General features: G+C 40.9%; 26 protein-coding genes. 12 read left to right on the top strand and 14 right to left on the bottom strand.

Annotated features, from left to right (window positions below; translation table 11 throughout):
- Window positions 1-55: 55 nt before the first annotated feature.
- Window positions 56-1309: an MFS transporter gene (locus AUR67_RS12855; RefSeq protein WP_058585567.1), complete on the bottom strand. Its 1254-nt coding sequence runs from the start codon at window positions 1307-1309 to the stop codon at window positions 56-58.
- A gap of 415 nt (window positions 1310-1724) precedes the next feature.
- On the opposite strand from AUR67_RS12855, the gene AUR67_RS12860 reads away from it, so the two are divergent.
- The 3 genes from AUR67_RS12860 to AUR67_RS12870 all read left to right on the top strand — a co-directional run bounded on the left by AUR67_RS12860 (window position 1725) and on the right by AUR67_RS12870 (window position 5909).
- Window positions 1725-4094, top strand: coding sequence for a TonB-dependent receptor domain-containing protein (locus tag AUR67_RS12860; protein ID WP_058585568.1), 2370 nt, complete (start codon window positions 1725-1727; stop codon window positions 4092-4094).
- Between the two features lie 155 nt (window positions 4095-4249).
- Window positions 4250-5170, top strand: a complete 921-nt coding sequence (locus AUR67_RS12865) for an alpha/beta fold hydrolase (protein WP_058585569.1) — start codon at window positions 4250-4252, stop codon at window positions 5168-5170.
- 43 nt (window positions 5171-5213) lie between these two features.
- The gene (locus AUR67_RS12870) at window positions 5214-5909 is read left to right on the top strand and encodes a hypothetical protein (protein ID WP_058585570.1); all 696 of its coding nucleotides are present in this window, start codon (window positions 5214-5216) and stop codon (window positions 5907-5909) included.
- On the opposite strand, the gene AUR67_RS12875 is transcribed toward AUR67_RS12870, so the two are convergent.
- Both AUR67_RS12875 and AUR67_RS12880 read right to left on the bottom strand, forming a co-directional pair.
- A complete protein-coding gene (locus AUR67_RS12875) occupies window positions 5906-6982 on the bottom strand; it encodes a hypothetical protein (RefSeq protein ID WP_058585571.1) in 1077 nt (358 codons plus the stop codon). The two genes, AUR67_RS12870 and AUR67_RS12875, sit on opposite strands and share 4 nt — an antisense overlap.
- A 140-nt stretch (window positions 6983-7122) precedes the next feature.
- Window positions 7123-8490: an alkaline phosphatase PhoX gene (locus tag AUR67_RS12880; protein WP_058585572.1), complete on the bottom strand. Its 1368-nt coding sequence runs from the start codon at window positions 8488-8490 to the stop codon at window positions 7123-7125.
- 258 nt (window positions 8491-8748) lie between these two features.
- On the opposite strand from AUR67_RS12880, the gene AUR67_RS12885 reads away from it, so the two are divergent.
- Window positions 8749-9219: a DUF4920 domain-containing protein gene (locus tag AUR67_RS12885; RefSeq protein WP_058585573.1), complete on the top strand. Its 471-nt coding sequence runs from the start codon at window positions 8749-8751 to the stop codon at window positions 9217-9219.
- A complete protein-coding gene (locus tag AUR67_RS12890) occupies window positions 9212-9781 on the top strand; it encodes a PepSY-associated TM helix domain-containing protein (protein ID WP_058585624.1) in 570 nt (189 codons plus the stop codon). The genes AUR67_RS12885 and AUR67_RS12890 overlap by 8 nt, the downstream gene beginning before the upstream one ends.
- A 58-nt stretch (window positions 9782-9839) precedes the next feature.
- Here the strand turns inward: AUR67_RS12890 and AUR67_RS12895 are convergent, their stop codons facing one another.
- Both AUR67_RS12895 and AUR67_RS12900 read right to left on the bottom strand, forming a co-directional pair.
- Window positions 9840-10649, bottom strand: coding sequence for a hypothetical protein (locus AUR67_RS12895; RefSeq protein WP_058585574.1), 810 nt, complete (start codon window positions 10647-10649; stop codon window positions 9840-9842).
- A 98-nt stretch (window positions 10650-10747) separates the two neighbouring features.
- Window positions 10748-11197, bottom strand: coding sequence for an Lrp/AsnC family transcriptional regulator (locus AUR67_RS12900; protein WP_058585575.1), 450 nt, complete (start codon window positions 11195-11197; stop codon window positions 10748-10750).
- Between the two features lie 99 nt (window positions 11198-11296).
- Here AUR67_RS12900 and AUR67_RS12905 point away from each other — a divergent pair, with 99 nt between their 5' ends.
- The 5 genes from AUR67_RS12905 (at window position 11297) to dps (ending at window position 15552) form a co-directional block, all read left to right on the top strand.
- The gene (locus tag AUR67_RS12905; protein WP_055198399.1) at window positions 11297-11887 is read left to right on the top strand and encodes a LysE family translocator; all 591 of its coding nucleotides are present in this window, start codon (window positions 11297-11299) and stop codon (window positions 11885-11887) included.
- Between the two features lie 155 nt (window positions 11888-12042).
- Window positions 12043-13191, top strand: coding sequence for a GGDEF domain-containing protein (locus AUR67_RS12910; protein ID WP_082665636.1), 1149 nt, complete (start codon window positions 12043-12045; stop codon window positions 13189-13191).
- Window positions 13192-13403: 212 nt separating this feature from the next.
- On the top strand, window positions 13404-14309 hold the full coding sequence (locus tag AUR67_RS12915) for a substrate-binding domain-containing protein (protein ID WP_235591837.1): 906 nt from the start codon (window positions 13404-13406) through the stop codon (window positions 14307-14309).
- A gap of 79 nt (window positions 14310-14388) precedes the next feature.
- Entirely contained in the window at window positions 14389-14808 is a 420-nt protein-coding gene (locus AUR67_RS12920) for an HPP family protein (protein WP_054551886.1), read from the top strand.
- Window positions 14809-15033: 225 nt separating this feature from the next.
- Window positions 15034-15552 carry a DNA starvation/stationary phase protection protein Dps gene (dps, locus tag AUR67_RS12925; RefSeq protein ID WP_058585578.1) on the top strand — a complete coding sequence of 173 codons (519 nt, stop codon included), beginning with the start codon at window positions 15034-15036 and terminating at the stop codon, window positions 15550-15552.
- Window positions 15553-15629: 77 nt separating this feature from the next.
- Here dps and corA read toward each other — a convergent pair whose 3' ends face one another.
- From corA to AUR67_RS12950, 5 genes are all read right to left on the bottom strand, one after another.
- Window positions 15630-16586 carry a magnesium/cobalt transporter CorA gene (corA, locus tag AUR67_RS12930; protein WP_058585579.1) on the bottom strand — a complete coding sequence of 319 codons (957 nt, stop codon included), beginning with the start codon at window positions 16584-16586 and terminating at the stop codon, window positions 15630-15632.
- Window positions 16587-16706: 120 nt separating this feature from the next.
- On the bottom strand, window positions 16707-17933 hold the full coding sequence (locus AUR67_RS12935; protein WP_058585580.1) for a serine hydrolase domain-containing protein: 1227 nt from the start codon (window positions 17931-17933) through the stop codon (window positions 16707-16709).
- 28 nt (window positions 17934-17961) lie between these two features.
- Window positions 17962-18576, bottom strand: a complete 615-nt coding sequence (locus AUR67_RS12940) for a hypothetical protein (protein WP_058585581.1) — start codon at window positions 18574-18576, stop codon at window positions 17962-17964.
- Between the two features lie 31 nt (window positions 18577-18607).
- A complete protein-coding gene (locus AUR67_RS12945; protein ID WP_054560716.1) occupies window positions 18608-18820 on the bottom strand; it encodes a helix-turn-helix domain-containing protein in 213 nt (70 codons plus the stop codon).
- Window positions 18821-18988: 168 nt separating this feature from the next.
- On the bottom strand, window positions 18989-19372 hold the full coding sequence (locus tag AUR67_RS12950) for a hypothetical protein (RefSeq protein ID WP_055021296.1): 384 nt from the start codon (window positions 19370-19372) through the stop codon (window positions 18989-18991).
- Between the two features lie 182 nt (window positions 19373-19554).
- Here AUR67_RS12950 and AUR67_RS12955 point away from each other — a divergent pair, with 182 nt between their 5' ends.
- Entirely contained in the window at window positions 19555-20205 is a 651-nt protein-coding gene (locus AUR67_RS12955; protein WP_058585582.1) for a tellurite resistance TerB family protein, read from the top strand.
- 44 nt (window positions 20206-20249) lie between these two features.
- Here the strand turns inward: AUR67_RS12955 and AUR67_RS12960 are convergent, their stop codons facing one another.
- Window positions 20250-20498 (bottom strand): hypothetical protein, encoded by a 249-nt coding sequence (locus tag AUR67_RS12960; RefSeq protein WP_058585583.1) that lies wholly within the window; start codon window positions 20496-20498, stop codon window positions 20250-20252.
- 156 nt (window positions 20499-20654) lie between these two features.
- Between AUR67_RS12960 and AUR67_RS12965 the strand changes: the two genes are divergently transcribed.
- Complete coding sequence (locus AUR67_RS12965; protein WP_058585584.1) at window positions 20655-21425, top strand: AraC family transcriptional regulator; 771 nt, start codon at window positions 20655-20657, stop codon at window positions 21423-21425.
- Here AUR67_RS12965 and AUR67_RS12970 read toward each other — a convergent pair.
- Genes AUR67_RS12970 through AUR67_RS12980 form a run of 3 tightly spaced genes read right to left on the bottom strand, consistent with a single transcriptional unit; the run spans window position 21422 to window position 23036 of the window.
- Entirely contained in the window at window positions 21422-21628 is a 207-nt protein-coding gene (locus AUR67_RS12970) for a helix-turn-helix domain-containing protein (protein WP_054560721.1), read from the bottom strand. The two genes, AUR67_RS12965 and AUR67_RS12970, sit on opposite strands and share 4 nt — an antisense overlap.
- Window positions 21628-22185: a DUF2975 domain-containing protein gene (locus tag AUR67_RS12975; protein ID WP_058585585.1), complete on the bottom strand. Its 558-nt coding sequence runs from the start codon at window positions 22183-22185 to the stop codon at window positions 21628-21630. Before AUR67_RS12975 ends, AUR67_RS12970 begins: the two co-directional genes overlap by 1 nt.
- A complete protein-coding gene (locus AUR67_RS12980) occupies window positions 22182-23036 on the bottom strand; it encodes an alpha/beta hydrolase (RefSeq protein WP_235591838.1) in 855 nt (284 codons plus the stop codon). The genes AUR67_RS12975 and AUR67_RS12980 overlap by 4 nt, the downstream gene beginning before the upstream one ends.
- Window positions 23037-23094: the final 58 nt, after the last annotated feature.

Raw genomic sequence — 23094 nt, forward strand, 5'->3', positions numbered from 1 at the left:
TCGCTGTCATTAATTGTTAGAGCGTAAAAAGCCCCATAAAGGGGCTATTTAAAGGTTACGAGCTTGGGTTTGCAAAATCGGGTCTGGGTAACTTTTCGAGTATGGCGTATAAGTAAATCACCACAAGGCAAAGCCCTCCCGCTACAAAGAATAAGGTTGGGCCATCGTAATAATCTAAAATTAAACCACCACCGAGTGGTGCTAAAGCAAACCCTAAATCATAAAACGAAGCCGCGCCAAAGTACGCTCCACGTAAGTGTGATGGTGCAAGCCTATCAAGGTGAACGTTCATCGTCGGAAACAAAATGGTTTCGGCCAAACTCATCACCACTATCGCACCAATCCAGCCCCAAAATAAATCGATTGGATTAAGTGCTAGCCAAAACTGCGACACCATCAATAGCACCAAGCCTATTTGTATTCGCACCGTTAGGCTAAATCGCGCCATCATTTTTAACAGCAGAAATTGACTTGAAATGATCACTAACGCATTGGTAAATATCATCGCTGAAATCAATGCAAGTAGGTCGGGTGCCTCTGCACGAGTTAGGTATTGTATGAGTGAACTATCCATTTGCGCATAAATAAACATGCACAAAATATTGGCTAAAATTAAACACTGCAGCAGCTTATCTGCAAATAGAATACGTAAGATTTGCTTGCCTTGTACAGCTGGTTTTTTCTCTTCAGGCTCGTCGATTGCGGCAGTATTTTTGACGGCTTTATCACTAAAATTAAAGCCCCAAACAAGCAGCACCAATAAAATAGCAAATGCCCCTGCGGTAATATAAAAGCTCGACTGCTCACCTGTTAAACCTAGCCATACTCCGGCTAATGGACCCACCGCACAGCCCACATTAACAATAAAGTACAGCGACTGCATGGCCAACTCACGAGTTTGTGCATCATCAATAATATCGCCAATTGCCGCACTGGTTAATGGTCGCCAAAGTGCAGTCGCAATCGAGCATAACGTCATTACAATCACATAACCGGCCACGGTTTCTACCTCAGCCAACAGCGAGAAAGAAATGATATACAGCACACCAGTAATGTACATCAGCGTATGCCGGCCCACTTTATCTGAGAGGCTACTGCCAATAAAACTGGTAAACACCGAAATCACCGCAGCACTGGTAAGTATCAAACCGACTTCTGTCGCCGATAAAGCAAACTTTTCGTACAAAATCACCGCGAGAAATGGCCACACCATGTAATAGCTGCCACGGGTAATAAACGAGCCAAATAAGAAGATCCACATAAGCACAGGAAACTGCTTAAAGCGCGCTAAAGAGATATCTGAATTCATTATTTTAATTTTTATGATGATGATTAAAACACTATACAGGAACTGAATCTGCCTTGGGTATTTAATCTAAAACTTGTTTGTAACAGCGTGTTATACCAACCCGCAATAATACTTAATCATTTTGAGGGATTAAACCTGTCGCTAACTGCGTTAAAAATTTCTCCTTTAGAACAACTAAATAACGAAATTTTTGCCTTGCTATCAACGAGGTTTTATTGCCTCAAAATAGACTACTTAATTAAGCGGGTTGGTATTAATTAGCTAAAAAACAAACGCTACTTAATTGTGAATACTGTTAAGTGATCTTGAAAAAGATTAATCTAAATAAGAATAGTTATTGATTGTATTTTTCATTTCTGTAGTATACGCAACGTTCCTCAAAGGGATAACCTACAAAAAGAACTGGAAACCTACAATGAAATCAATAAAACCAAGCTTACTGGCACTTGCCATAGCAACACATTTTTCAGCCTTTGCTGATGACGCTAAGCCGAAACAAGATATGGAACGCTTAGTTATCACTGCAACAGGTTTTGAGCAAAAAGTTACCGAAGCACCTGCAAGTATTTCGATCATCACCAATGAAGATATTAAGTCTCATGCCTTCACCTCAGTACTTGATGCTGTGCAGTATTTAGAAGGTATCGACATTGGCACAACTCGTGATAAAACAGGCCAAGGCAGTGTAAGTATGCGTGGTTTAACAGGTGAATACACCCTGTTACTTATTGATGGTAAACGCCAAAATAACCATGGCGATATTTATCCAAACAACTTTGGTGGTAACGCGTTTAACCACGTACCACCAGTCGATGCGATTGAGCGCGTTGAAGTAATTCGCGGCCCTGCATCAACGCTTTATGGTGCAGATGCGCTAGGTGGTGTAATTAATATCATCACTAAAAAGCACACTGACAGCTGGAGCGGTGCAGTATCTTTTAGCCGTTCATTACAACAAAACGATGATTTTGGTGATGACATTACCACTGACTTTAGTGTGATGGGTCCGCTTATCAAAGACGTATTAAGCTTAGGTGTACGCGGCAGCGTTTACGAGCAACAAGCATCATCGCCAACATTTGAACCAGCAACCGATCCTAATGGTGTTGTACATGCTCGTTCATTAGGTTTTGGTAGTGGCGGTCGTACCGTTGATAATACAAACGAGCAGTATGGTTTTACTTTAACTTATACACCGTTTGAGTCGCATCATTTACGTTTTGATTACGATAACTCAAGCCAAGTGTATGACAACACGCCAAGCTACGACATTGAGTCAGGCACCATTACTTACCCGCTTGGTACTAAAGATAACATTGAATCAATTTGGCAAGACCGCCGCGGCCAAGTAAACCCGCGCGCAGGTTATGCGGCAGACCAAGAGTTTGACCGTGAATGGTGGTCACTCAGCTACGATGGTGAACTTAATTGGGCAACGGTTAAGGCCTCTGTATCTTATGTTGATACGCAAAACAATGGCCGTACTTTACCACTGAGTGTAAGCGAGCGATTAGAGCTACAAGCTATGTACGATGGTACAGGCGAATACGAAGGCATGGACGAGCAAGCACGTAAAGACTTAGCCGAAGAAACATTCTTACCACGCCCTGCTCGCCCACTTGAAAGCAGCCAATATACTTATGACTTACGCTTTGATATTCCTATCACAGGTAGCTTTGGTAGCCATAACCTAGCAATTGGTGGCCAGCTTATCGACGGTGAATTAAAAGACGGCGTATTTGGCCTTGAAAGTGACCAAGCCGGTCAAGTACAAGAGCAAAACATGTACTCAATCTTTGCCGAAGATAACTGGATGGCAACTGACAACTTCACCTTTACATTAGGTGCTCGTTACGATGACCATGATGTATTTGGCAGCCAAGTATCACCGCGCGTTTACGGTGTATATAACCTCTCTGACACTTGGACCTTAAAAGGTGGTGTAAGTACAGGTTATAAAACGCCGCAAACCACTGATCTTTATGACGGTATCACCGGATTTGGTGGTCAGGGCACAAGCCCATTTGCGGGTAACCCAGATTTAGAACCAGAAACCAGTGTGAACTCAGAAGTTGCACTTTACTGGACTTCGCTTGATGGCGATCACAACATTAATGTGACTTACTACAACACCAAGTTTGAAGACAAAATTGCCCGCGGCGACACTATTTTAAGCTGCGAGCAAACTAATGACGTACGCCCTTGTGTGAACTTAGGTCAGTACGATCAACTTGGCTACGATAGCTACAGCCAAAAGATCAATATCGACGAAGTAGACCTTCAAGGTGTTGAAATTGCTGGTCAATACACTATCACTAAAACAGTGTCTGTTAACGGTAACTACACGTGGACTGATAGCGAACAAAAGAGCGGTCCTGAAGAAGGTCAGCCATTAACTAACTCAGCTGAGCATATGGCAAACCTTACCCTAAACTGGGAAGCGACTGACTTCATGAACTTATACCTACAAGGTGTATATCGTTCAGACCGTTACCGCGGTTGGGATAACGTGCACGACAAAGCGCTGTATTACAAAAACTACAACCTACTTAATTTAGGTGCGCAGTTTTATGTAAATGAGTACGTGCAAATCAATGCCCGTGTAAACAACCTATTAGACGAAGATTTCACCTCATATAGCACTAGCTATACCGACCTAAATGGCGATGGTGAGTATGAATACCTAACAGGTCGCGGTGTAGTTAGCGAAGTCACATTCACTGACGACTATAACGTTAAAGATAAAGGCCGTAACTTCTGGATTGGCGTTACCGCTTACTTCTAAGAAAACTCCCTGAAAATAGACAGCATGCAGTCATGTGCTGTCTATTTTTCTAACTACACTATTACTCCTACTGTCAGTATTTTTTTTTACTGTCACTAAACTGCCAACTTCACACACTAAGCTGATGATACCTGCGTAAGCTTATTTGTCAGTCTATGGAACATATCCTTACAGCCAGTGGTATCTGTATTAGTTATCAAGATGAAGGCGATAAAAATGCGCCGGTGATCATCTTAATTATTGGCTTAGGTGCTCAATTTACCGTTTGGCCAGAGTCGCTTTATTTTGGCTTGGTAGAAAAAGGCTTTCGGGTTATTCGTTTTGATAATCGTGATGCAGGGCTATCCTCATCGTTAGATGAGTTAGGCAAGCCGAGTCTAGTAAAGCATTGGCTTAGCCGCCGATTACCCATTCGCGCAAAGTTGCCCTATTCGCTCGATGACATGGCTCGCGATGTAAAAGAATTAATGGATGCACTGGCTATCAAAAAAGCGCACTTAGTGGGGGCTTCGATGGGAGGCATGATTGCGCAAATTGCCGCGGCAAAGTATAAAAAACGTGTACTGAGCTTAACTTCAATTATGTCGAGTAGCTCGCCGTTATCGTTTTCTGGTTCAAACATTAACCTATTGGTAAAACTCGCTAAAATACGCCCCCGAAGCAGTAATAAAGAAGCCGCGATTGATTACAATGTTAGGCTCAACCAACTCATTGGCAGCCCAGCCTACCCACAAGATGAACATGCTTTATACGCCAACGCAGAACGCTATATTGAGCGTGCCCACACGAATCAAACAGGCTTTAAACGTCAGCTTGCAGCCATTGCCGCAACGCCTTATCGCGAGCAATTACTAAAAAAGATTAAAGCGCCCACGTTAGTAATTCACGGCAGCGCTGATCCTGTTATGCCACTGTCTGCGGGTATCAACACCGCACTGTTAATAAAGCGCAGTAAGTTAAAAGTTGTGCCTGGAATGGGCCATGATTTTCCGCCCGCTTTAATGAAAAAAATGACTAAGTGGATTGCTAAACACGCAGCTAAAGTCAGCGCCAAAAAAGCCGCTAAAAAACCCTAAAAGCATGATAGAATTATCATACAATTTATAAGGTTAGCGTTTTATGTTGCGTGTATTTTTTAGTCTGTTTTTAATTATCCCTTGGTTAAGCTTTGCCGGTGTGTCACTAAGCGAGCAGCGCATTATTTATCAGGGCGAAATTAGTGCCAAAAACAATCAACATGTTGCACATCTTTTGGCTGAGCAGCCAAGCATAAACAGCATACAAATTACCAGTGGTGGCGGAAACGTTGATTTAGGTATGGACCTCGCCGAATTAATTTTGGCGCATAATTTAAAAGTTCATATAAAACAATTTTGCTTTTCGTCGTGTGCGAATTACGTATTGCTTGCAGGAAACCCTACCACCATAGCTAAGAACGCCATTGTCGGTTGGCACGGCGATGCTGCTTCAGCTCGCTGGCGAGATAGCGATATTGATGCCATGGTAAGCCATTTAAAAGAGCCAGAAAAAACAACCAAGTGGCAGACTTTACGCACTCATTACAATGAAATAATCGCAAAAGCCGTGACTCGTGAAAAAGCCTTTTATGCAAAACGCGGGGTTAATCATGACTTGCTAACCATTGGTTTATCTAAAGAGCTAAAACGTGCAGCTGTGGCTCAAAAAGCCAGAGGCTGGAGCTACTCAAAAAAAGCACTCAATACACTGAATGTGAATAATATTGAGTTTGCAGATTGGCAGCCCCGCTCGGCAAAAAACTTTCCGTTACTAATAATTAGTGAGCTTGGGGATTAGCTTTTGTAATCACGGATATAACGGTAATCAAATTCGGTGTCATCTAGAATGTCGCAATAATCACGAAAATCATTACTCTGCATTTGCTGAATATCGATGATCACCGACTGCTCTGTTACGAGCTTTTTAAAGCTTTGCAATAGCGTACGTCCTTGCTTTGCATCTATATGGCAACCGAATTGATAAATGTCATATAACCGAGCGAACTGATCACCGCTCTGTCTTGAGCTTGCCATTAGTGCTTCACCACGCTCAAAAGCAAGCATTCTTCCCAGAATAAATTGCGCTCTAGGTTCATTTTTATGTTCAACGAGATAACGTAAAATAGTTTCTGATTTAAATGTATCTTGCGGAAAATTCCCCTGATAAACGCCTAGTTCATCAAAGTGACGACCGGAATAATAGGCAAAAGCATAGCTAAATGCTTTTTTGTCAGACAAGGTTGCAAGAAACTCATCATCTGTCGGAATATGTTTTGCTCTAAACTTAGCAGCTTGATGTTGCTCTTGTTCTACCTGTTTTTCAATAGACAAATACTGCTGGTGAGCAAATGCAACAACGGCGCCTGCAAAACTCAAACATGATGTAGCAATTAGGGTACTAGGTAATACTACCAACCAATGATTTTTAATTTTTTTATACCCTGCTAGCTCATCAGATTCATACACCTCAGCAAATAACTTATGGTCAATAAATGGAATGCTTTTACGTGCAATAAATGCTGCTGACCAAGAGCCAAGTGCAAATAACAAAGCATAAATTGATAAAGACAATGTACCGCTGATCAAAACCTCCGAACTGAGCGCAACAGCGATTACTGATAGGTATGCAATAAGTGAAATAACTGAAAAGATACGATCATAGCCACGCCCATGAATACGAACAGCTAGGCCAACGAGTACGCCGCTAATCACTAACATTACAGGCCCAATAGCACTTTTAATTGAAAATACTGTGATCCATAAAATAATGATTGGGATACTCCAGCACGCTACGCCGATTGCGGCTGCAAGTGGACTTTGCTTAACTAGTTTTTCTTTAACTTGCTCTCGACTCTGCTCAGTAACAGACATATCAACTCCGTTTTCGTTTTATTATTTTTTCCTGTAAAACAAAGTGATTCTAACTAGAACAGCTGATTATAAAAAGAGGAACATAAATTTTCGTGGTACAAAAAAGCCACTTCGCAGTGGCTATTTTAAATAGGCTATACCTAAACACTAAACTTATGCCATGGGCCTGTTATAGCAAGTGTTTTTGAAGGTGAGTAAACATTTACAAACAAAGTGCTACCATCTGGTGAAAAACAGGCACCAGCCAGCTCGGTTTGCGCCACTAAGCGGGCAAAATTATAAACTTGGCCTTGGGGTGTCACACCACGAAGATGATTATCAACCACATCGGTGTATTGGTCTTCACAAACTATTAAATGACCATTAGGTGACACGGTTAGGTTATCGCCAAAGTTGTAGAGGGTTTTGCTAGTACTCTCTACAAACAACGAGATTTTACCTGGTTGCTGTGCTTCTTTATCTGTGCCCTCAAATTCTGATGGCTGATATTTCATAACCTGACCAAGTTGTTTTTTACCGCCATTGGTACAGCAGAAATAAAGCTCTTTATCTCCCCAGTGAATACCTTCACCGCGAGCAAATAGTGCCGCACCTTGTTTGTATCCGCGCAGGCGCAGGTCGTCTTTCGGGCTTTCAGGGTTATCTAGATTGACCCACTCAACCTCAAGCTCTTGATGTAGCCCCATAGCTTTATTATTCCAGTTGCGGCTATCGAATTGTGGCTTACCTTTTACCACCATAGCTTGTAATTGCCCGCCTTTATGCAGCTTGCCATATTCATTTGGAATAAAACGATAAAAGACACTATCACCTTTATCTTCAGTTAAATAAACAATGCCGGTGCGCGGATCAACAGCAGCCGCTTCGTGGTTAAATCGACCCATGGCTTTTAATGGCTCAGGTTTAATTAAGCCTTTGCTATTTGCGGGTACTTCAAAAATATAACCATGATCTTGGTTAAATCCATCGGCTTTGGTATCTGTGGTTTCTTCGCACGTAAGCCAGGTGCCCCATGGCGTAATACCACCAGAACAATTGCGAATAGTGCCGACCAATGACAAGTACTCTTGCTCTTTTTGATGGGTTTTTAAGTTATACACGATATGACTTGTGCCACCCGGTAACGCCACACCGTCACTGTTAGTATCAAAAGCCAGAGGTGTTTTATGATTGGCAATACTTGCTTCAGCTTTCGCTAAATCTTTTGGTTTAAGCTCATGGTTTCGCACTAATGCAACACGGTCATTACCAAGAGCTAGGCAGCCCATGCCATCGGCTTTATCGGGTACCGTAAATCCATCAGACATTTTCTCACCTAGGCTTGAAACGACTTGATAACTAAAGCCCTCAGGTAAGTCGAGCAATTTATCTGGATCGGGAATTAACGGGCCAAAGCCCATAGCCGTTGTTTTTAAATCACCTAACGACACTTTACCTATGGCACTTTTTGATAATCCTAAAAAGGCTAATGTGCCCGCCCCTACTAAAAACTCTCGACGTGAAACCATGCTAACTCCAAGCTAAAAACCAGCTTTATCATACAAATAAAAAAGGCATTATAAAGCAATGAAAGGATAAAAAGTTACATTATCACAATATTCACGAAATTGTCATAAAGCTTGATTTAACTGATAAAACACGTAATACATTAAAGCAATTGAACTACACAAACCTCAATTGCAAATAGTTTTTAATCGCATTAGCCTTTTATCATACAAGTAAATCGCTTAAACTAAGGCTTAATTTATTTTTAAGAAGCAACCGCTATGTTCCTAAAATCAAAAACATTTATTGCATTCTCATTGGCGCTTTTAAGCTTTAGCCAACACGCCTTTAGCTTACAATTTGGCAATCAAGTCGACAGTGACAAACTCATTAAAATTTCGACGGTTATGGCCTCACCAGACGATTACCTTGCAAGTCCAATTACCGTGGAAGGGACTATCACTGGGGTATGCGAAAAACGTGGTTGCTGGATGACAATTGCATCTGACAAGCGCTTTGAAAACTTACGTATCAAAGTTGAAGATGGCGACATGGTGTTCCCGATGACGGCTAAAGGCAGTAAAGCTATCGTAACTGGTAAACTCGATAAAATTCAGCTTAGCCTTGGCCGCACTAAAGCGCTACTTGCTCACAAAGCGCAGCAAGCCGGCGAAAGTTTTGATGTAAACTCAGTGACTGAAGCAATGGCTATTTATCAGCTCGTACCGAGCGGAGTTGAAATCATTGAGTAATAAATCAAGTATCAACTGGTTTAAGTTAAACAGAAACTTACACCGCGATATTGGTTACTTTTGTGTTGGTTTAGTGATTATCTTTGCGGTTTCTGGCATTGCAGTGAACCACAAAGATGATTGGAACCCAAACTACAAAGTAAGCCACCAGCAAATCAGTGTGAGCGATGAAACGTGGCAATTAGATAATGACGAGTTGTTGATTGAGCAAATTATCTCCCATGCTGATGTAAGCGAGCCGGTAAAAGCCTCTTATTGGGTATCGCCGCAAGAGTTTAAGGTGTTTTTAAAAAACGGTAACAACCTCAGCCTTAAACTCAATAAAGATATCATAAGCTATGAAGCTATTGAGCCTCGTCATGTATTTCAAGCATTTAACCGCTTACACTTGAACGAGACAAAAGCTTCGTGGGTGATTTTTTCTGATATTTTTGCTGGGCTGCTGCTGTTTTTAGCAATCAGCGGCTTGTTTATGATCAAGGGTAAAAATAGCCCATGGGGCAGCCGCTCTGTCTTAGTCATTAGCGGTATGCTACTCCCAGCAGCTTATGTATTTTTATAACAATCATTACAAAAAAGGCACTAGCGATTGCTAATGCCTTTTTCTCGAAAAGCTGAACCTAGAACCTAAATTCAAAGTTTACATTTGCCGCTGTCTCGCTTTCACTGCGATCAAACCAATTCATCGATTTATAAACAGCTTCACCTGTAATAGCAAACCAATGCGTAAATGCATATTCAAGTGCAATGCTGACACCTGCATTATGACCGTCGTAATCAGCACTAAAATCAAGGCATTGCTCTGGCGTATCACTGCATGCTCGAGTTAACACAGCCTCTTCTTCGCTGGCAAGATAATACATCTGGGTATAATCAACATCGATAGTGCCTTTTTGATAAAAGACACTGCCGTATAATAAGGCTTTTGAGCTTAATCGGTATCCTGAAATAAGTGCAATATCATAAGTATCATGCGATAAATCCCAATCATAGGTATCGTCATCATAATTACCCGCTAATAGTGGACCATACCCCGCATCTTCACTGCGAATATAGCCAAGGCTGACAGCCATAGAGAAGTTTTTCTCGACGGCCGATTCTAAAGGGCTGCCATAAAACTGATGCTTAATAGCATATTTTTCATAATCATGATCGCCACCAATACCAGCCCCTAGGGTAAGCTCCGTCGAATAACCTAAGGTCATACTCATCGAAGTCGTTAATGCTGTACTCGTTGATGTACTCTCGCTGGTATCTTTCGCAATGATCTTGCTTGTATCTGTACCGACGGTTGCACGAAAATGAAAGGGATCACTGTTGATCTCTGGGCTCTCAAAGCGTGCCATCGATACACCTGTTTCGGTTGTAGATTGACAGCCAGCTAATAAACCTAAAACTATAAACGCCAAAAGAGGCTTAAACGTTTTCACGTAATTTCCTTATATATTATTATTTTAACGCGAAGATTCTAGACTAAGGCCTTATAGCTCGCAATAAATTAATAACAAAAAAGGTACAACCTCTATTGTTAAGCGCGTTCATCCTTCGGTGATTCCATCACCACATGAGTGGTAATGGTTCGTACTTGTGGAATTGAGCCGAGTACATCTGCATGAAACGATTTGTAGGACTTGAGATCCGCCGTCTCAACCCTCAGCAAATATTCGAACGAGCCAGTTACATTGTGGCACTCTTTTACTTCATCAATAAACTCAAGAGCGTGTTCGAATGCTCGCTGAGATACTGTTGAGTGCTCATTTAAACCAACCCCAACATAAGCGATAAATCCTAAGCCAACAGCCTGATTATTAATAACCGCCCGATACCCTGCAATAACCCCAAGCTTTTCTAGCTCTTGCACTCTACGAAGGCATGCCGATGACGATAAACCCACTTTATCTGCCAGCTCGGCATTAGCAATTCGGCCATTGCGTTTAAGCTCATGCAATATTCTGTCGTTAATTTTATCTTTTTTCATTTTTGATTGTGAAATTTAAATATACGCAACAACATTAAGCGCAAAAATTGCGCGCATTACAACTTATAATTGCATCTAAATTCAAATGGAGAGATAGCGATGAGTTTTGAAATTTTAACAGCCTTGGCATTATTTGCTTTGGTGTCATCAATTACCCCTGGACCAAATAACTTAATGTTGATGAGCTCAGGTGCTAACTTTGGCTTTAAAAGAACCACACCACATTTACTTGGCGTGACGCTTGGCTTTATGTTGATGCTGGTTTTAGTGGGCCTTGGCATCATGCAGCTATTTGACTTGTTTCCACCAAGCTACTTGATATTAAAGGTATTTTGCATTGCTTACTTACTCTATCTGGCGTTTAAAATTGCCACAAGTAACGCACAACAAAAAGCCAGCAGTGAAAGTAAGCCGTTTACTTTTATTCAGGCTGCACTATTTCAATGGGTGAACCCAAAAGCGTGGGCAATGGCATTAAGCGCGGTTAGTTTGTATGCCCCAGACAAAAACCTCACCTCTGTGTTAATCGTAAGCCTCGTATTTGGCTTAATTAACCTGCCATGCGTTAGTTCGTGGACTCTACTTGGAGAAAAGCTACAGCACTGGCTTGCCAGCCCAAAGCGCTTAAAAGCATTTAACTACCTAATGGCAATACTATTAATCGCTTCAGTGATGTTTAGTTTGTTTTAATTTGAGCAAGCTTTACTTGTCAGTAGTATATTGAAAGCTTAGCTATCAATAAATGAACTAACGATTAAAGCATTTTTGAATCATAGATAGGATTTAAAGATGAGTAATTTTTCCTGTGCTAAGCTTTATTTACCTAGAGCTTTTCAGTGCGACTCATGGCTAATAACGTAGAGAATTACTTTTACCACGGCTTTTTTGTCTTCTTACTCATTACGGTAGTAACCTGCTCCATTATAGCCACGCGCCTGATGCGCAGTAGTTTTAATAACCGCTCGATTTACTTATTTAACCTGTTTTTTTACCTTGGTGTAATTGGCTTTGCATGGCTTTGGATCCAAGACTTATTAGACCTTACGCCAAGTTTTCGCTCTGGTGTGGTAATTTATATGATCTCCATGACATTACTGCAATTATCCATTTATAACCACGACGAACCCAGCCGATTTAATAAGATAATTATTGCGCATGGTGCTATTTTTTCTGTATTTGCCCTTCTTACTCAAAATATAAATCAACTTGCCCTTATTGAAGCTTGTTTTACACTAAGCGTGCTACCTGCACTTATTTACTACACAACAAAGCGTGCTGTATGTGAGAAGAACATAGGTAATACAGTGTTGTCGATGGCGCAGTGTATTCTTCTTTTAGTGCCTATTTCACAGCTGAGTATTATTACCCATGAACACAATTTAGCGACCTTATACTCTCTAACGGTTATAGCCCATGCAACCGTGTTTGTTATGACTGGCCTCGGTCTCATCACTACCCTGTTAGTGGATGAAAAAAAACGCTATTTGGAGCTGTCTTTAAAAGATCCGCTTACCGGACTCTATAACCGCCGCGGGCTGCAATTCATTATCGAACAGCAACAAGTTTTAAGCCCAAATAAAACTTCTATACTCCATGCCTGTATTGTTGATATTGATTTCTTTAAAAAAATAAACGACAGCTATAGCCATGAAGGGGGCGACTTAGTACTTGAGGTTTTTTCTGATTTAATAAAACATCATTTAAATAAGGAAGACCTATGTTGTCGGCTCGGTGGTGAGGAGTTCTTATTATTGTTCTTTGCTGCTGATTTAGACTCTGCTACAAAATATTTAGAAGAACTACGTAAAACCATCGAAACAAGTCAAATCGCTTATCGAGAACACCGTATTACGGTTACTGCTAGTTTTGGTTTAACTAGCTGGCAGCCAAAAGACAGCTTTGAAAGCTTGGTAAATCGCGCAGACAAAGCTGTTTACGATGCGAAAGATAATGGTAGAAACCGCATAGAAATCAATACCCAGAAGCAACCGTAAAGAACTAACAACATAAAAAAGTGAAGACTTTTCCATCAATCTTGTAAATTAAGACGCTACCACTATAATTAGCTCGTGCTTATACTTAACTTGCAATTTGTAGTGCTATGTCTTTAAAAGTATTATTAAATTTTAAATTAAACTGGTTACTTTTATGCGCCAGTTTTTGGCTTTTTTCCCTACCAATTCAGGCTAAATATGTGGTGGCTGTTGTGGGTAAAACTAAAAACGATAGCTTTTATCAGCAAGCCTTTAAAGGGTGTGAGCAATTTGCAAAACAGCATCTCGATTTTGAATGTATTTACGATGGCCCCAAAGACTTTCAAGATATTCGCACGCAAGTATTAGTGATCACCGACCTTGTTCGCAGAAACAACATTAGTGGTTTATTAATCGCAACCACAGATTCTAATTACCTTGTTGAAAGAGCATTAAAACAGCTTAAAGATAACAACATTCCAGTGATCACTTTTGACTCTGATCTGCTCGAGGAAGATCAGCAGTACCGTTTAGCCTATGTGGGTACCAATAATTTTGACTATGGTGTGGCCTTAGGTAACGAATTAAAAAAATTCACCAACAAAGAAAATAACCAAGTTTGTATTCAATCAGGACACTCAACAACACCTAATTTAAACAAGCGTATTGAAGGTGTTCGCTATGCGTTATCTGGGCAAAAAGATAAACGTTTAAGCGGTGAAAATGGCTGGAGTGAGTTTGATCGATGCCCTTTGTATAGCTTAGGAAAACGAGAGGTCTCCCTCGGCCAGCTCGACAAACTGCTTAACCTTGAAAATCCACCACTATTTTTAGCGGTAGCGGGCTTTGCCCAATTTAACTCTAATTATGCAAACGTGATTGCTAAACATAAGCAACGTATTGCTAATCAAGAGGTGGTGATCGTTTCTGCCGATACTGAGCAAATGCAATTAGAAGTATTACAGCAAGGATTATCATCGGCCAATATTGGTCAAAACCCATTTGAAATGGGCCGTCTATCTGCTGAATTGATGTATCAATACCTCACTAAAGGTGAACGACCAGCTAAGTCTCACTATTATTTAGACTTTCATTATTGTCAGCAAAGTAATGCAGGTACTTGCACCGTTAACCACTAAAACTTTGATCTCACTAAAGTGCAATTAACTCGATAAGCGCTAGACTTACCACAACTTGATTAATTGTAAGGATTTAGCCATGACACACCTAGTTAGTGATTTGATGACGCCAGACCCATTCGCCATTAGCGCGCAAAATACCCTGCATGATGCTCATAATTTAATGAAAGAGAAAAATGTCCGCCATATTCCAGTGATCAATGAGCATGGTGGTTTGGTTGGCATGCTAACGCAAAAAATTATGATTGCTCAGGTAATGAATATCATGGCGAATTACAGCGCCAGCGCCCTTGAACGCAAAGAAAAGCAAACTAAAGTGGTTGATATTATGGCTACCGATTTTACTAGTATCTCGCCCGAGCAACCGCTACACGAAGTTGCTAAGTTTTTTGTTGAAAACCGTCATGGCTGCATGCCTGTGGTTGATAAAGATAACAACCTAGTGGGAATTCTAACCTCATCTGACTTTGTTCGTTTAGCAGCTGCATTACTTTCTTAAGTCGTAAATTTGTATCTGCACACTGAATTTTTTACACAAGGTGTGCAGAGTTTTCATAGTCATACCTCACCACAACCACCCTGCCTCAAAATAAAATAAATTAAACCTTAAAATTCAACAACTTAATTGCAACTCTATTTTAGGCACAACGCTTGCTTCTATATAACTACACACGCTTTTTAATTTAAAAGCGAAAGGAAATTTATAGATAATCTCGGAGGAGTAATGAGTAATTCATCATCAAAAATCGCAGAATTTACAGCACCCGGTGTTAAAGACCAAGCTGCAGCTGACACGATTGCTATTCTAGACCAGCGCATGGTCGCTTTAATCGATTTACACCTCACTTTAAAACACATTCATTGGAATGTTGTTGGCCCTAATTTTATTGGTGTACACGAAATGTTAGACCCGCAAGTAAGCGCAGTGCAAGAGATGACTGACACGATTGCAGAGCGTATTGCAACTATGGGCGGCGTACCTGTTGGCACACCACAATCAATTGTAGAACGCCGTACTTGGCAAGATTATTCAATTGGTAAAGGCTTAGTCACTGACCACCTAACGGCGCTTGATAAAGTGTACAACGGTGTTAATAAAGATCACCGTGCAGCTATCGAAAAGCTTGGTGAGCTAGACCCAGTATCTGAAGATATGATCACAGGCCAACTGGCTGATTTAGAACAATTCCAATGGTTTGTTCGTGCACATATCGAATCGTCTACCGGCGAATTGAAAGGATAAACCCATTTAAAGGTTAAACCCCCTAGGTCTATCCGAAGACCCCTTGCCCAGCATTTGCTGGGCTTTTTTATGCTTTGTTACAACCAACCTTTATGTTTAAAGAACAAGTAAGGTGCAAAGCCAGACAGCAACATAATGCCAATTGCAAACGGGTAACCCCATGCCCATTGAAGTTCAGGCATGCTGTTAAAATTCATCCCATAAATACTGGCGACGACGGTCGGCGGTAAAAACACCACAGAGGCAATTGAGAAGGTTTTTATAATTTGGTTTTGTTCGATGTTAATAAAACCCTGAGTCGAGTCCATTAAGAAATTCACCTTATCAAACAAAAATGTGCAGTGAGACATAAGGGTATCAATATCGAGCACAATTTCACGTAGTGACTCGCGATCTTCTGTCGGCGCTCCTAGGTAGCGCAGTAAAAACGAAATATTTCGGCGCGTATCCATCAAACATAAACGCACCTTACCGTTGTTATCTTCAAGGCGAGAGATTCGACTAACAGCTTCTTCTAAGTCAGAGTCATCCTCTTCAAGTACATAGGCACTAAGTTTTTCTAACTGGTGATGCATGTCTTCAAGCATATCAGCGTGGTTTTCGACTTTTTGGTCAAATAAAGTCACCAAAAGTTGCTTCGGATTATCACACGCTACCTGCCCTTTCCGAGCACGCAGTCGTAATAGACGAAAATCGGCTAGTTCATCATCGCGGATTGTCAGCAAGCAGTTGTCTTGTAGCAAACAAGCCACGGTTACCGTATTAAAGCGCCCTTCATTTGGTGACATGAAAAGCGCATGCACATGCAAACCTTCATGATCAATAAAACAACGGGAAGAAGCTTCGATTTCTTCAACATCATCAGCACCAGGTAATGTGATATTAAGCGTGCTTGCCAGTGCTTGTCGTTCTTCTTCGGTCGGATTTATGGTATCAATCCAGTGGGCATTTTTTATGGCGGTTGCAAGAGGCGTATCAGCAGCTGGCTCAGTTTCTGTGATCACACCTTGGTCTATAGAAAAAAATCGTAACATGCGCCCTACCCTGAATAATCAATGTAAAGCAAATACTATAGCTGTTCACGTTAATGAACAATGACAATGCTACTAATTACAGGGTAAAGCAGAAAATAATTTAAACCTATCATCAATTGCTTATTTCGCTTTTTTAAAACGCACTACAAGCATACCTATCAAGATGATGCCAAGGCCTATTAAGCAGGGTACAAAAGCACTTTGCACGGCAACATCAAACGCTAAAAAGTCGGGGTAACCGGTTTGCCAAAGCGTCCATTCATAACCGAGCTTTGATGCAATATGTTCACCGCCGCTACTAAGTACGATGATTGCATCATTGTTATCTGGGTTGATGCGAAGTGTGCTATTTATTGCTGGTTCATTTGCGCCATCATGGCCAAACACAAAATCTCCCGATGCTGTTGGCGCATAAAGCATGGTACCTAGCCCCCAAATTGGTGCGCCTAAGCTAATTGCCAATGGCTCTCGCATGGTGCTGATCATTTGTGAGCTTAACTGCCCTGTTTCAGGTGATGTTAATGCTTGCACTAAAGCGATTAAGTCATGGCTACTTGCCAGTAAGCCTGTTGCCGCTGCCGATGCGTATTGAAAATGCCCAGCAGCTTGCCCGCTTTTATCATAAGCAGGTGCGATGTTGTCTAATTCAGTGATTACATCGTAACTGGCATCAGTCATATTGACTGGCTTAAAGACGTTATCAGCCATCCAAGTTGCAAAGCGTTGATTCGTTTTTTCTTCTACCAGCAGCTCTAGCATTAAATAGCCGCCCCCAGAATACTTAAAATCGCCCACAGGCTTGGTGACTTTAATTTCACGCACACCCGTTGATGATAGCGGCTTGTTTAGCGACGCAAGCACGCTTGGTACGGTTTCATTTAAAGGAATATCAGCAAAGCCCAAACCATCGCCAAGCCCCGCAGTATGAGATAACAGATGAGCAAGGCTAACAGTTTGATTATCAAACTCTGATTCAGGTAACTGCCAACCCGTCAGTTGCTCATTAATCGCGTGATCTAAACGGACCTGCTGCTCTGCCAGAATCATCACGCCATAGGCGGTAATAAATTTACTGAGCGATGCCACGGGGAACAGAGTATTTGCGGTTATTTCAACTTTGCTTTTTGAGTAATCTTGAAAAACCACTTGGCCATTTTCAATCAAAACATAAGCAATGTTTGCGTGATTGTTGGCAATCAGCGCCTGACTGTTAGCAATAAATTGCTCAGTATTGCCCGTTTCTGCAATGGGTTTTAAAAACCAACCACTGACACCACCATATACACAGGTAGCAGCCCAAACAAATGACAAAAATAGCGTTAACAGAATCGTTTTAAACCAGCTCATACCCTATTCCTTGTGTTACAAAGCGTTGTTAAATCACTTCGATTTGCTCAGGTTTTTTGATAAAGAACACCATTAAAATTAATAATGCTGCTGGGAATAAAAACACATTCAAGTAAGCAAAAATCACCGTTAGCTGTAAGATGCACATTAGCAACAATAGGATAGAAAACACCGTTAGCAACGATGACATTCCATGGCGCTTTGTTAGTAATAACGCGGCTGTGATCAAACCCACTAAGGCATACAAGCCTAAACTCCCAGCCGAGACCACCATGGCAATAATTGAAATACTTTCTACTACATCATTCGATGCTTTATCACCAGCTACGGCAAGATAAACATCACATAACACAGTGGCATGAAAAGCTAATACCAACACCGCCAACACACATAACAAGATGCGTACACCTTCAACATCAAACATATCTTTTAGTGCCTTGCGTAAACTCAAGTACACGTAAATTTCAAGTGCACCGATGAGCACGAACACAAAGTCTGAAAAGTTTAAGCTTTGTAAATCAAGCTTGAGCGCTTCTCCTAAGCCATCAAGTGTTTCGCCAAAAACTGAAATCCAGTACATGGGAAAAATGACAGCAAGTAATCCTGCTGCAATGCCGGGTAGTAAATAGTCACGGTTGAGCATATGCCCTCCAAAATCCTGTTGCGTTGTAAAGTTATTCGCTATCGCGTTCGTACACCAAAATATCGCCGGGTTGGCAATTAAGCTCTTCACAAATAGCTTCAAGTGTACTAAAGCGGATCGCTTTCACTTTTCCGTTTTTTAGTAATGATAAATTGGTCATAGAAATATCAATGCGCTGAGATAGCTCTTTTAGCTGCATTTTGTTCTTTGCCAATTCTATATCTAGGTTGATTCGTATTTTCATAGTCTAAAAAGTACACAGCAGATTTATGATTGTCAAACTTTATTTTACGATTATCGTAAAACAAAGAATGAAAAACATAATTATTCAGTAAGTAATCAAACACATATTTTTGACCATTTCAGGCATAAAAAAAGCCAGTAAATACTGGCTTTTCGCTCTATTTATAAGTTAGACATTGGCTTGGTAAGCAGGGATAGCTATCGCCGCTACAATACCCAATAAAAATATGCCACCAATGATCAACACGCCCCAAAATGACCATTGTTTTTGTACTCGTTGAAAATGCTCAACGCTATCCCAACGTTTATTTTGCCATGCCATTTCTCGGCCTTTAAAACCCAGATAAATCGACACAATAAAACCAACATAAGGCACTAAGGCCAATAAGCCAATCCAAGTGCTGTTGCCAATTGCCCAAATCCAACTTAGCAAGAAAGCCCCCCAACTAAAGCCTTTAATGCCCTCGGGTAAATCATCTACCTTCCCCTGCCCTGAGTTATTTTCAGATGCCATCTGAAGGCTTGCTTCAGGTGGTGTGTAATTATCTGCCATGAGTTTTTCCTTATTATTAATTAAACAGAAACCCTAACTTATAGTACTGGGTGTATTTTAAGCAAGCTAAAGACAAGTACCTAAAGCAGATAATTGTTAGCTGATGTGTTTTGTAACATTTATCTCATTTCCTTTTCATTTTAAATCACCTAGTCTGGGCACATAACTGCAAGGAGAGAACAATGAAAGACTTACAAAAGTTAGTGGGTAATTTAAATAAATCAGGTGCGCTGAGTGGTTTTTTAGGAGGCGTTGCTGGCGGCGGACTAACGAGCTTAATGGGCGGAAAAACTAAAAAGAGCAGTAAAAAAGCCGTAAAATATGGTGCGCTTGCTGCTGTCGGTGGCCTTGCTTGGAAAGCCTATAAACAATACTCAGAACAAAAAGCGGCTCCAGTTCAGCAAACTAGTTCTCGTGGTTTTGATTTTACCCCCGCCACGCTGCCTGAGCAGTCATTTAATGATGTAATCGACGATAACCATAGTGATGGGCAATTATTACTGATGCGCGCTATGATTGCAGCCGCCTATGCTGATGGCCACATTGATGAAACAGAAAGACAAAAAATCTTCGCACAAGTAGAAACAATGCAATTGTCTGTGCAAGAAAAGGCCATGCTGTTTGATGAACTAAGAAAACCAATGCAACTATCAGAGTTAGTTGCCGCTGTGCCTAACGCACAAATGGGTATTGAAGTATATGCAGCTAGTGCCAGCGCAATTGATTTAAACCTAACTATTTCTAAACACTACTTAGACACGCTCGCTAACCAATTATGCATTCCTAATGAACTGGTAATGAGCATTCACAGAGAGCTTGCCGAATACCAATAAAAATGGGGCGTCTTCGCCCCACTTTAACTCGTAACCAGTAATGATTAATGCGGCTTTTTAGTGCCGTAACGCACCATATCTTTACCGTTTTCATACACTTCACTTGTCACGTAACGGCCCAGTATAAGTTGATGTTTATCATCAAGTACCGCAATAAATGGGCGGCCATCACTATTATTAGTTGCAAGGGCAACACCTGTTACATTCTCAAGCCCTAAACCGCCAGTTTCAACTAGGCGTAAAAATGTTTCTAACTCGTCTAATGTTTCAATTACATCGTTATCGTTAATCATCTCAAATACTCAGTGATTGCTATTGGGCGTAGCATAGCAGGATTAAAAACAGGGTGCGAATAACAGCCCCTAATGTAGCTTACTTTTGGACTAAAAATTGACACAACGCTATTCAATTGATGATACTTTCGCTATCGATAGAGGCAGTGAAGTTTAATGAGTAACCATTTAACGCTCGAATTAATGACACCAAAGGGCAATCTTGCCGATAGCATACAAGCCATTTGGTATGCCACAGCGCACTCTCAAGGAGAGCAATGGCTTGCCTGCGATGGTGCCACAGGGCTTGTGTTTCCTGTTGCTGGTGAAGTTTTACTTGATGAAAAGCCGCTTGCTGCCCCTTATGCAGTGCAAGAAACATCGACTCAAGCATCTAAAGTCACATTTTCACACGATGCGCAGTTTTGTGGTATTCGTTTTAACCCAACGGTATTGTCTGAACTAAAGCGTAATGCTCACCCACTCCTTGCAGAGCAGTCACTATGTGAAATTGCCGAAGATCTGCAAAATAATGCCAGCTTAGCCGCGTTTGTTGCACTTATTAGCCGCCACTTTACTGATAATAAAAACATTAACCACAGTAACAGACACTCAAAGCACCTAATCCGTAACCTTATTGAGTTAACGCCACTCGAAACTGCTTACCAACTTGCCCCACTCAGTCAACGCCAGCTCGAAAGGCAAGTTAAGGCTCAATGCGGCGTCACCCCTAAGTATTTTGAGCGTATCTACCGAGTAAAACTTGCTAAACAAGCAATTAAAGATAACCCTGAAATGAGCTTTGCAGATATTGCACTTGAATGTGGCTTTACCGATCAGCCTCATTTAATCAAAGAATTCAAAGCAATAATGCACATCACCCCAGCAAAATACCGCAAGTTATTGAAAGACTCTCAAACTAAACAAACAAAGCTTATTTTTCGTTAGTCATCCTCAAAACGCAGAATATCACCAGGCTGACAACCTAAGTGCTTACAAATTGCATCTAAGGTCGTAAAGCGCACAGCTTTAGCTCGTCCAGCTCTGAGAACTGATAAGTTTTGTGGCGTAATACCTATCGCTTCAGCTAATTCTGCAGACTTCATTTTTCGCTTAGCTAACACTACATCTAAATCAATAATAATCGCCATTAAATCACTAACTCTTGCTCTTTTTGTAGCTGCTGCGCTTGACCCATGATCCAACCAATAACATAAATAATTAATCCCATCACTAAGCCTATAATATCAGTATCTTGTATAGCCACGACCCTTCCGATATCTGTTCCTGTTGCCAAGTTAAGAAGAGTTATAAGTAGTGACGGATAGCACACAACTAGTGCAAATTGCGCCAATAATACGCCACCTAACCATTTAAAACATTGTATATTTTCAATAGCGAAGAAGGATCCACGTCGGTAAAGCAAAAATAACCGAATCAAAATTATGTTGATAAGAATAAACGGTAGTAATTGCACAAGACCAAGCCATAAAACACTATCAAAACCATGCTCATTTAATGTTTGTGCTACTCCTTGCCAAGAGCCGCTGACTTCAAGACCAATCCACATATGCGCACCATTACTTTGTGTAAAACTTAAAACATTACTGTCACTGAAAAGCACAATAATGCTTGTTACTAACAAGCTAATAAGCGTAAAAATTAGCAGGCTTAGGATAAACGAACTCATCCAAACAATTTTTTTCATGACGATTTACTCAGTGTTATTTGTTTTAGAAGTTGCTCATAATGAGTCGCTAACTGCTTACCTGTTAACGCATTAGAATGGTGCTTCCCTTTTGCAATGTAAATCTGCTTTTGCTGAGATTTTGCATGTTGATATAGTGATTTAGCTAACTCAGGTGGAGTTTGAGTGTCTTTTTCACCGGTGATTATTAATAGCGGTGCTTGATAAACTTGTAACGCTTTTAAATTATCGACTTGTTTAATCTCTTCACTAAACTCAACACTAACAAACGGTTTAGCAAACCACGGAATTCGTGCTGCTGTCATCTGTTCAACATTTGTCACACTCCCTTCAAGTACCAGAGCATCAACGTTACGCTGACTGGCAAGATAACCGGCAATCATACTTCCTAAAGAATGACCATGGATCACCACAGGCAAAGTATTTAGGTCTGATCTGCCTTTTACATAATCAAATACCTGTAATGCATCAGCTTGCAGATTAGCTACACTAGGTACTCCAGAACTAAGCCCATAACCACGATGATCCATCATTAAAATATTAACTTGAAAAGGTAAAAGTAGCTTGGCTGGCTCCCCACCTGCGACACTAACGCGAAACTGGTTACCACCAAAGTAAATTACCGTAGCACGAGCATCTGCAACTTTAATAAGGGTACCCTTAAGTTTAGTACCCTCATCGGTAGTTAAAGTTATCTCCTGTGGTTTGGCGGTGGCATTAACACTTTGTATTTCCTGCATCGTTATTTTTTTATCCGGATATAAAAAGTGAGACTCCTCAACCTTAATTGTCGTACAACCAGTTAATAACAGCACAACCAGCGAAACCACTGCAATAGAACCAAATTTCATTTTCACGATCCTTCTAGTAAAAAAACTACTATGGCACTAGATAAGTTAAAAAACAAAC

This window comes from Pseudoalteromonas sp. XI10, from assembly GCF_001469895.1.
Taxonomy (GTDB): domain Bacteria; phylum Pseudomonadota; class Gammaproteobacteria; order Enterobacterales; family Alteromonadaceae; genus Pseudoalteromonas.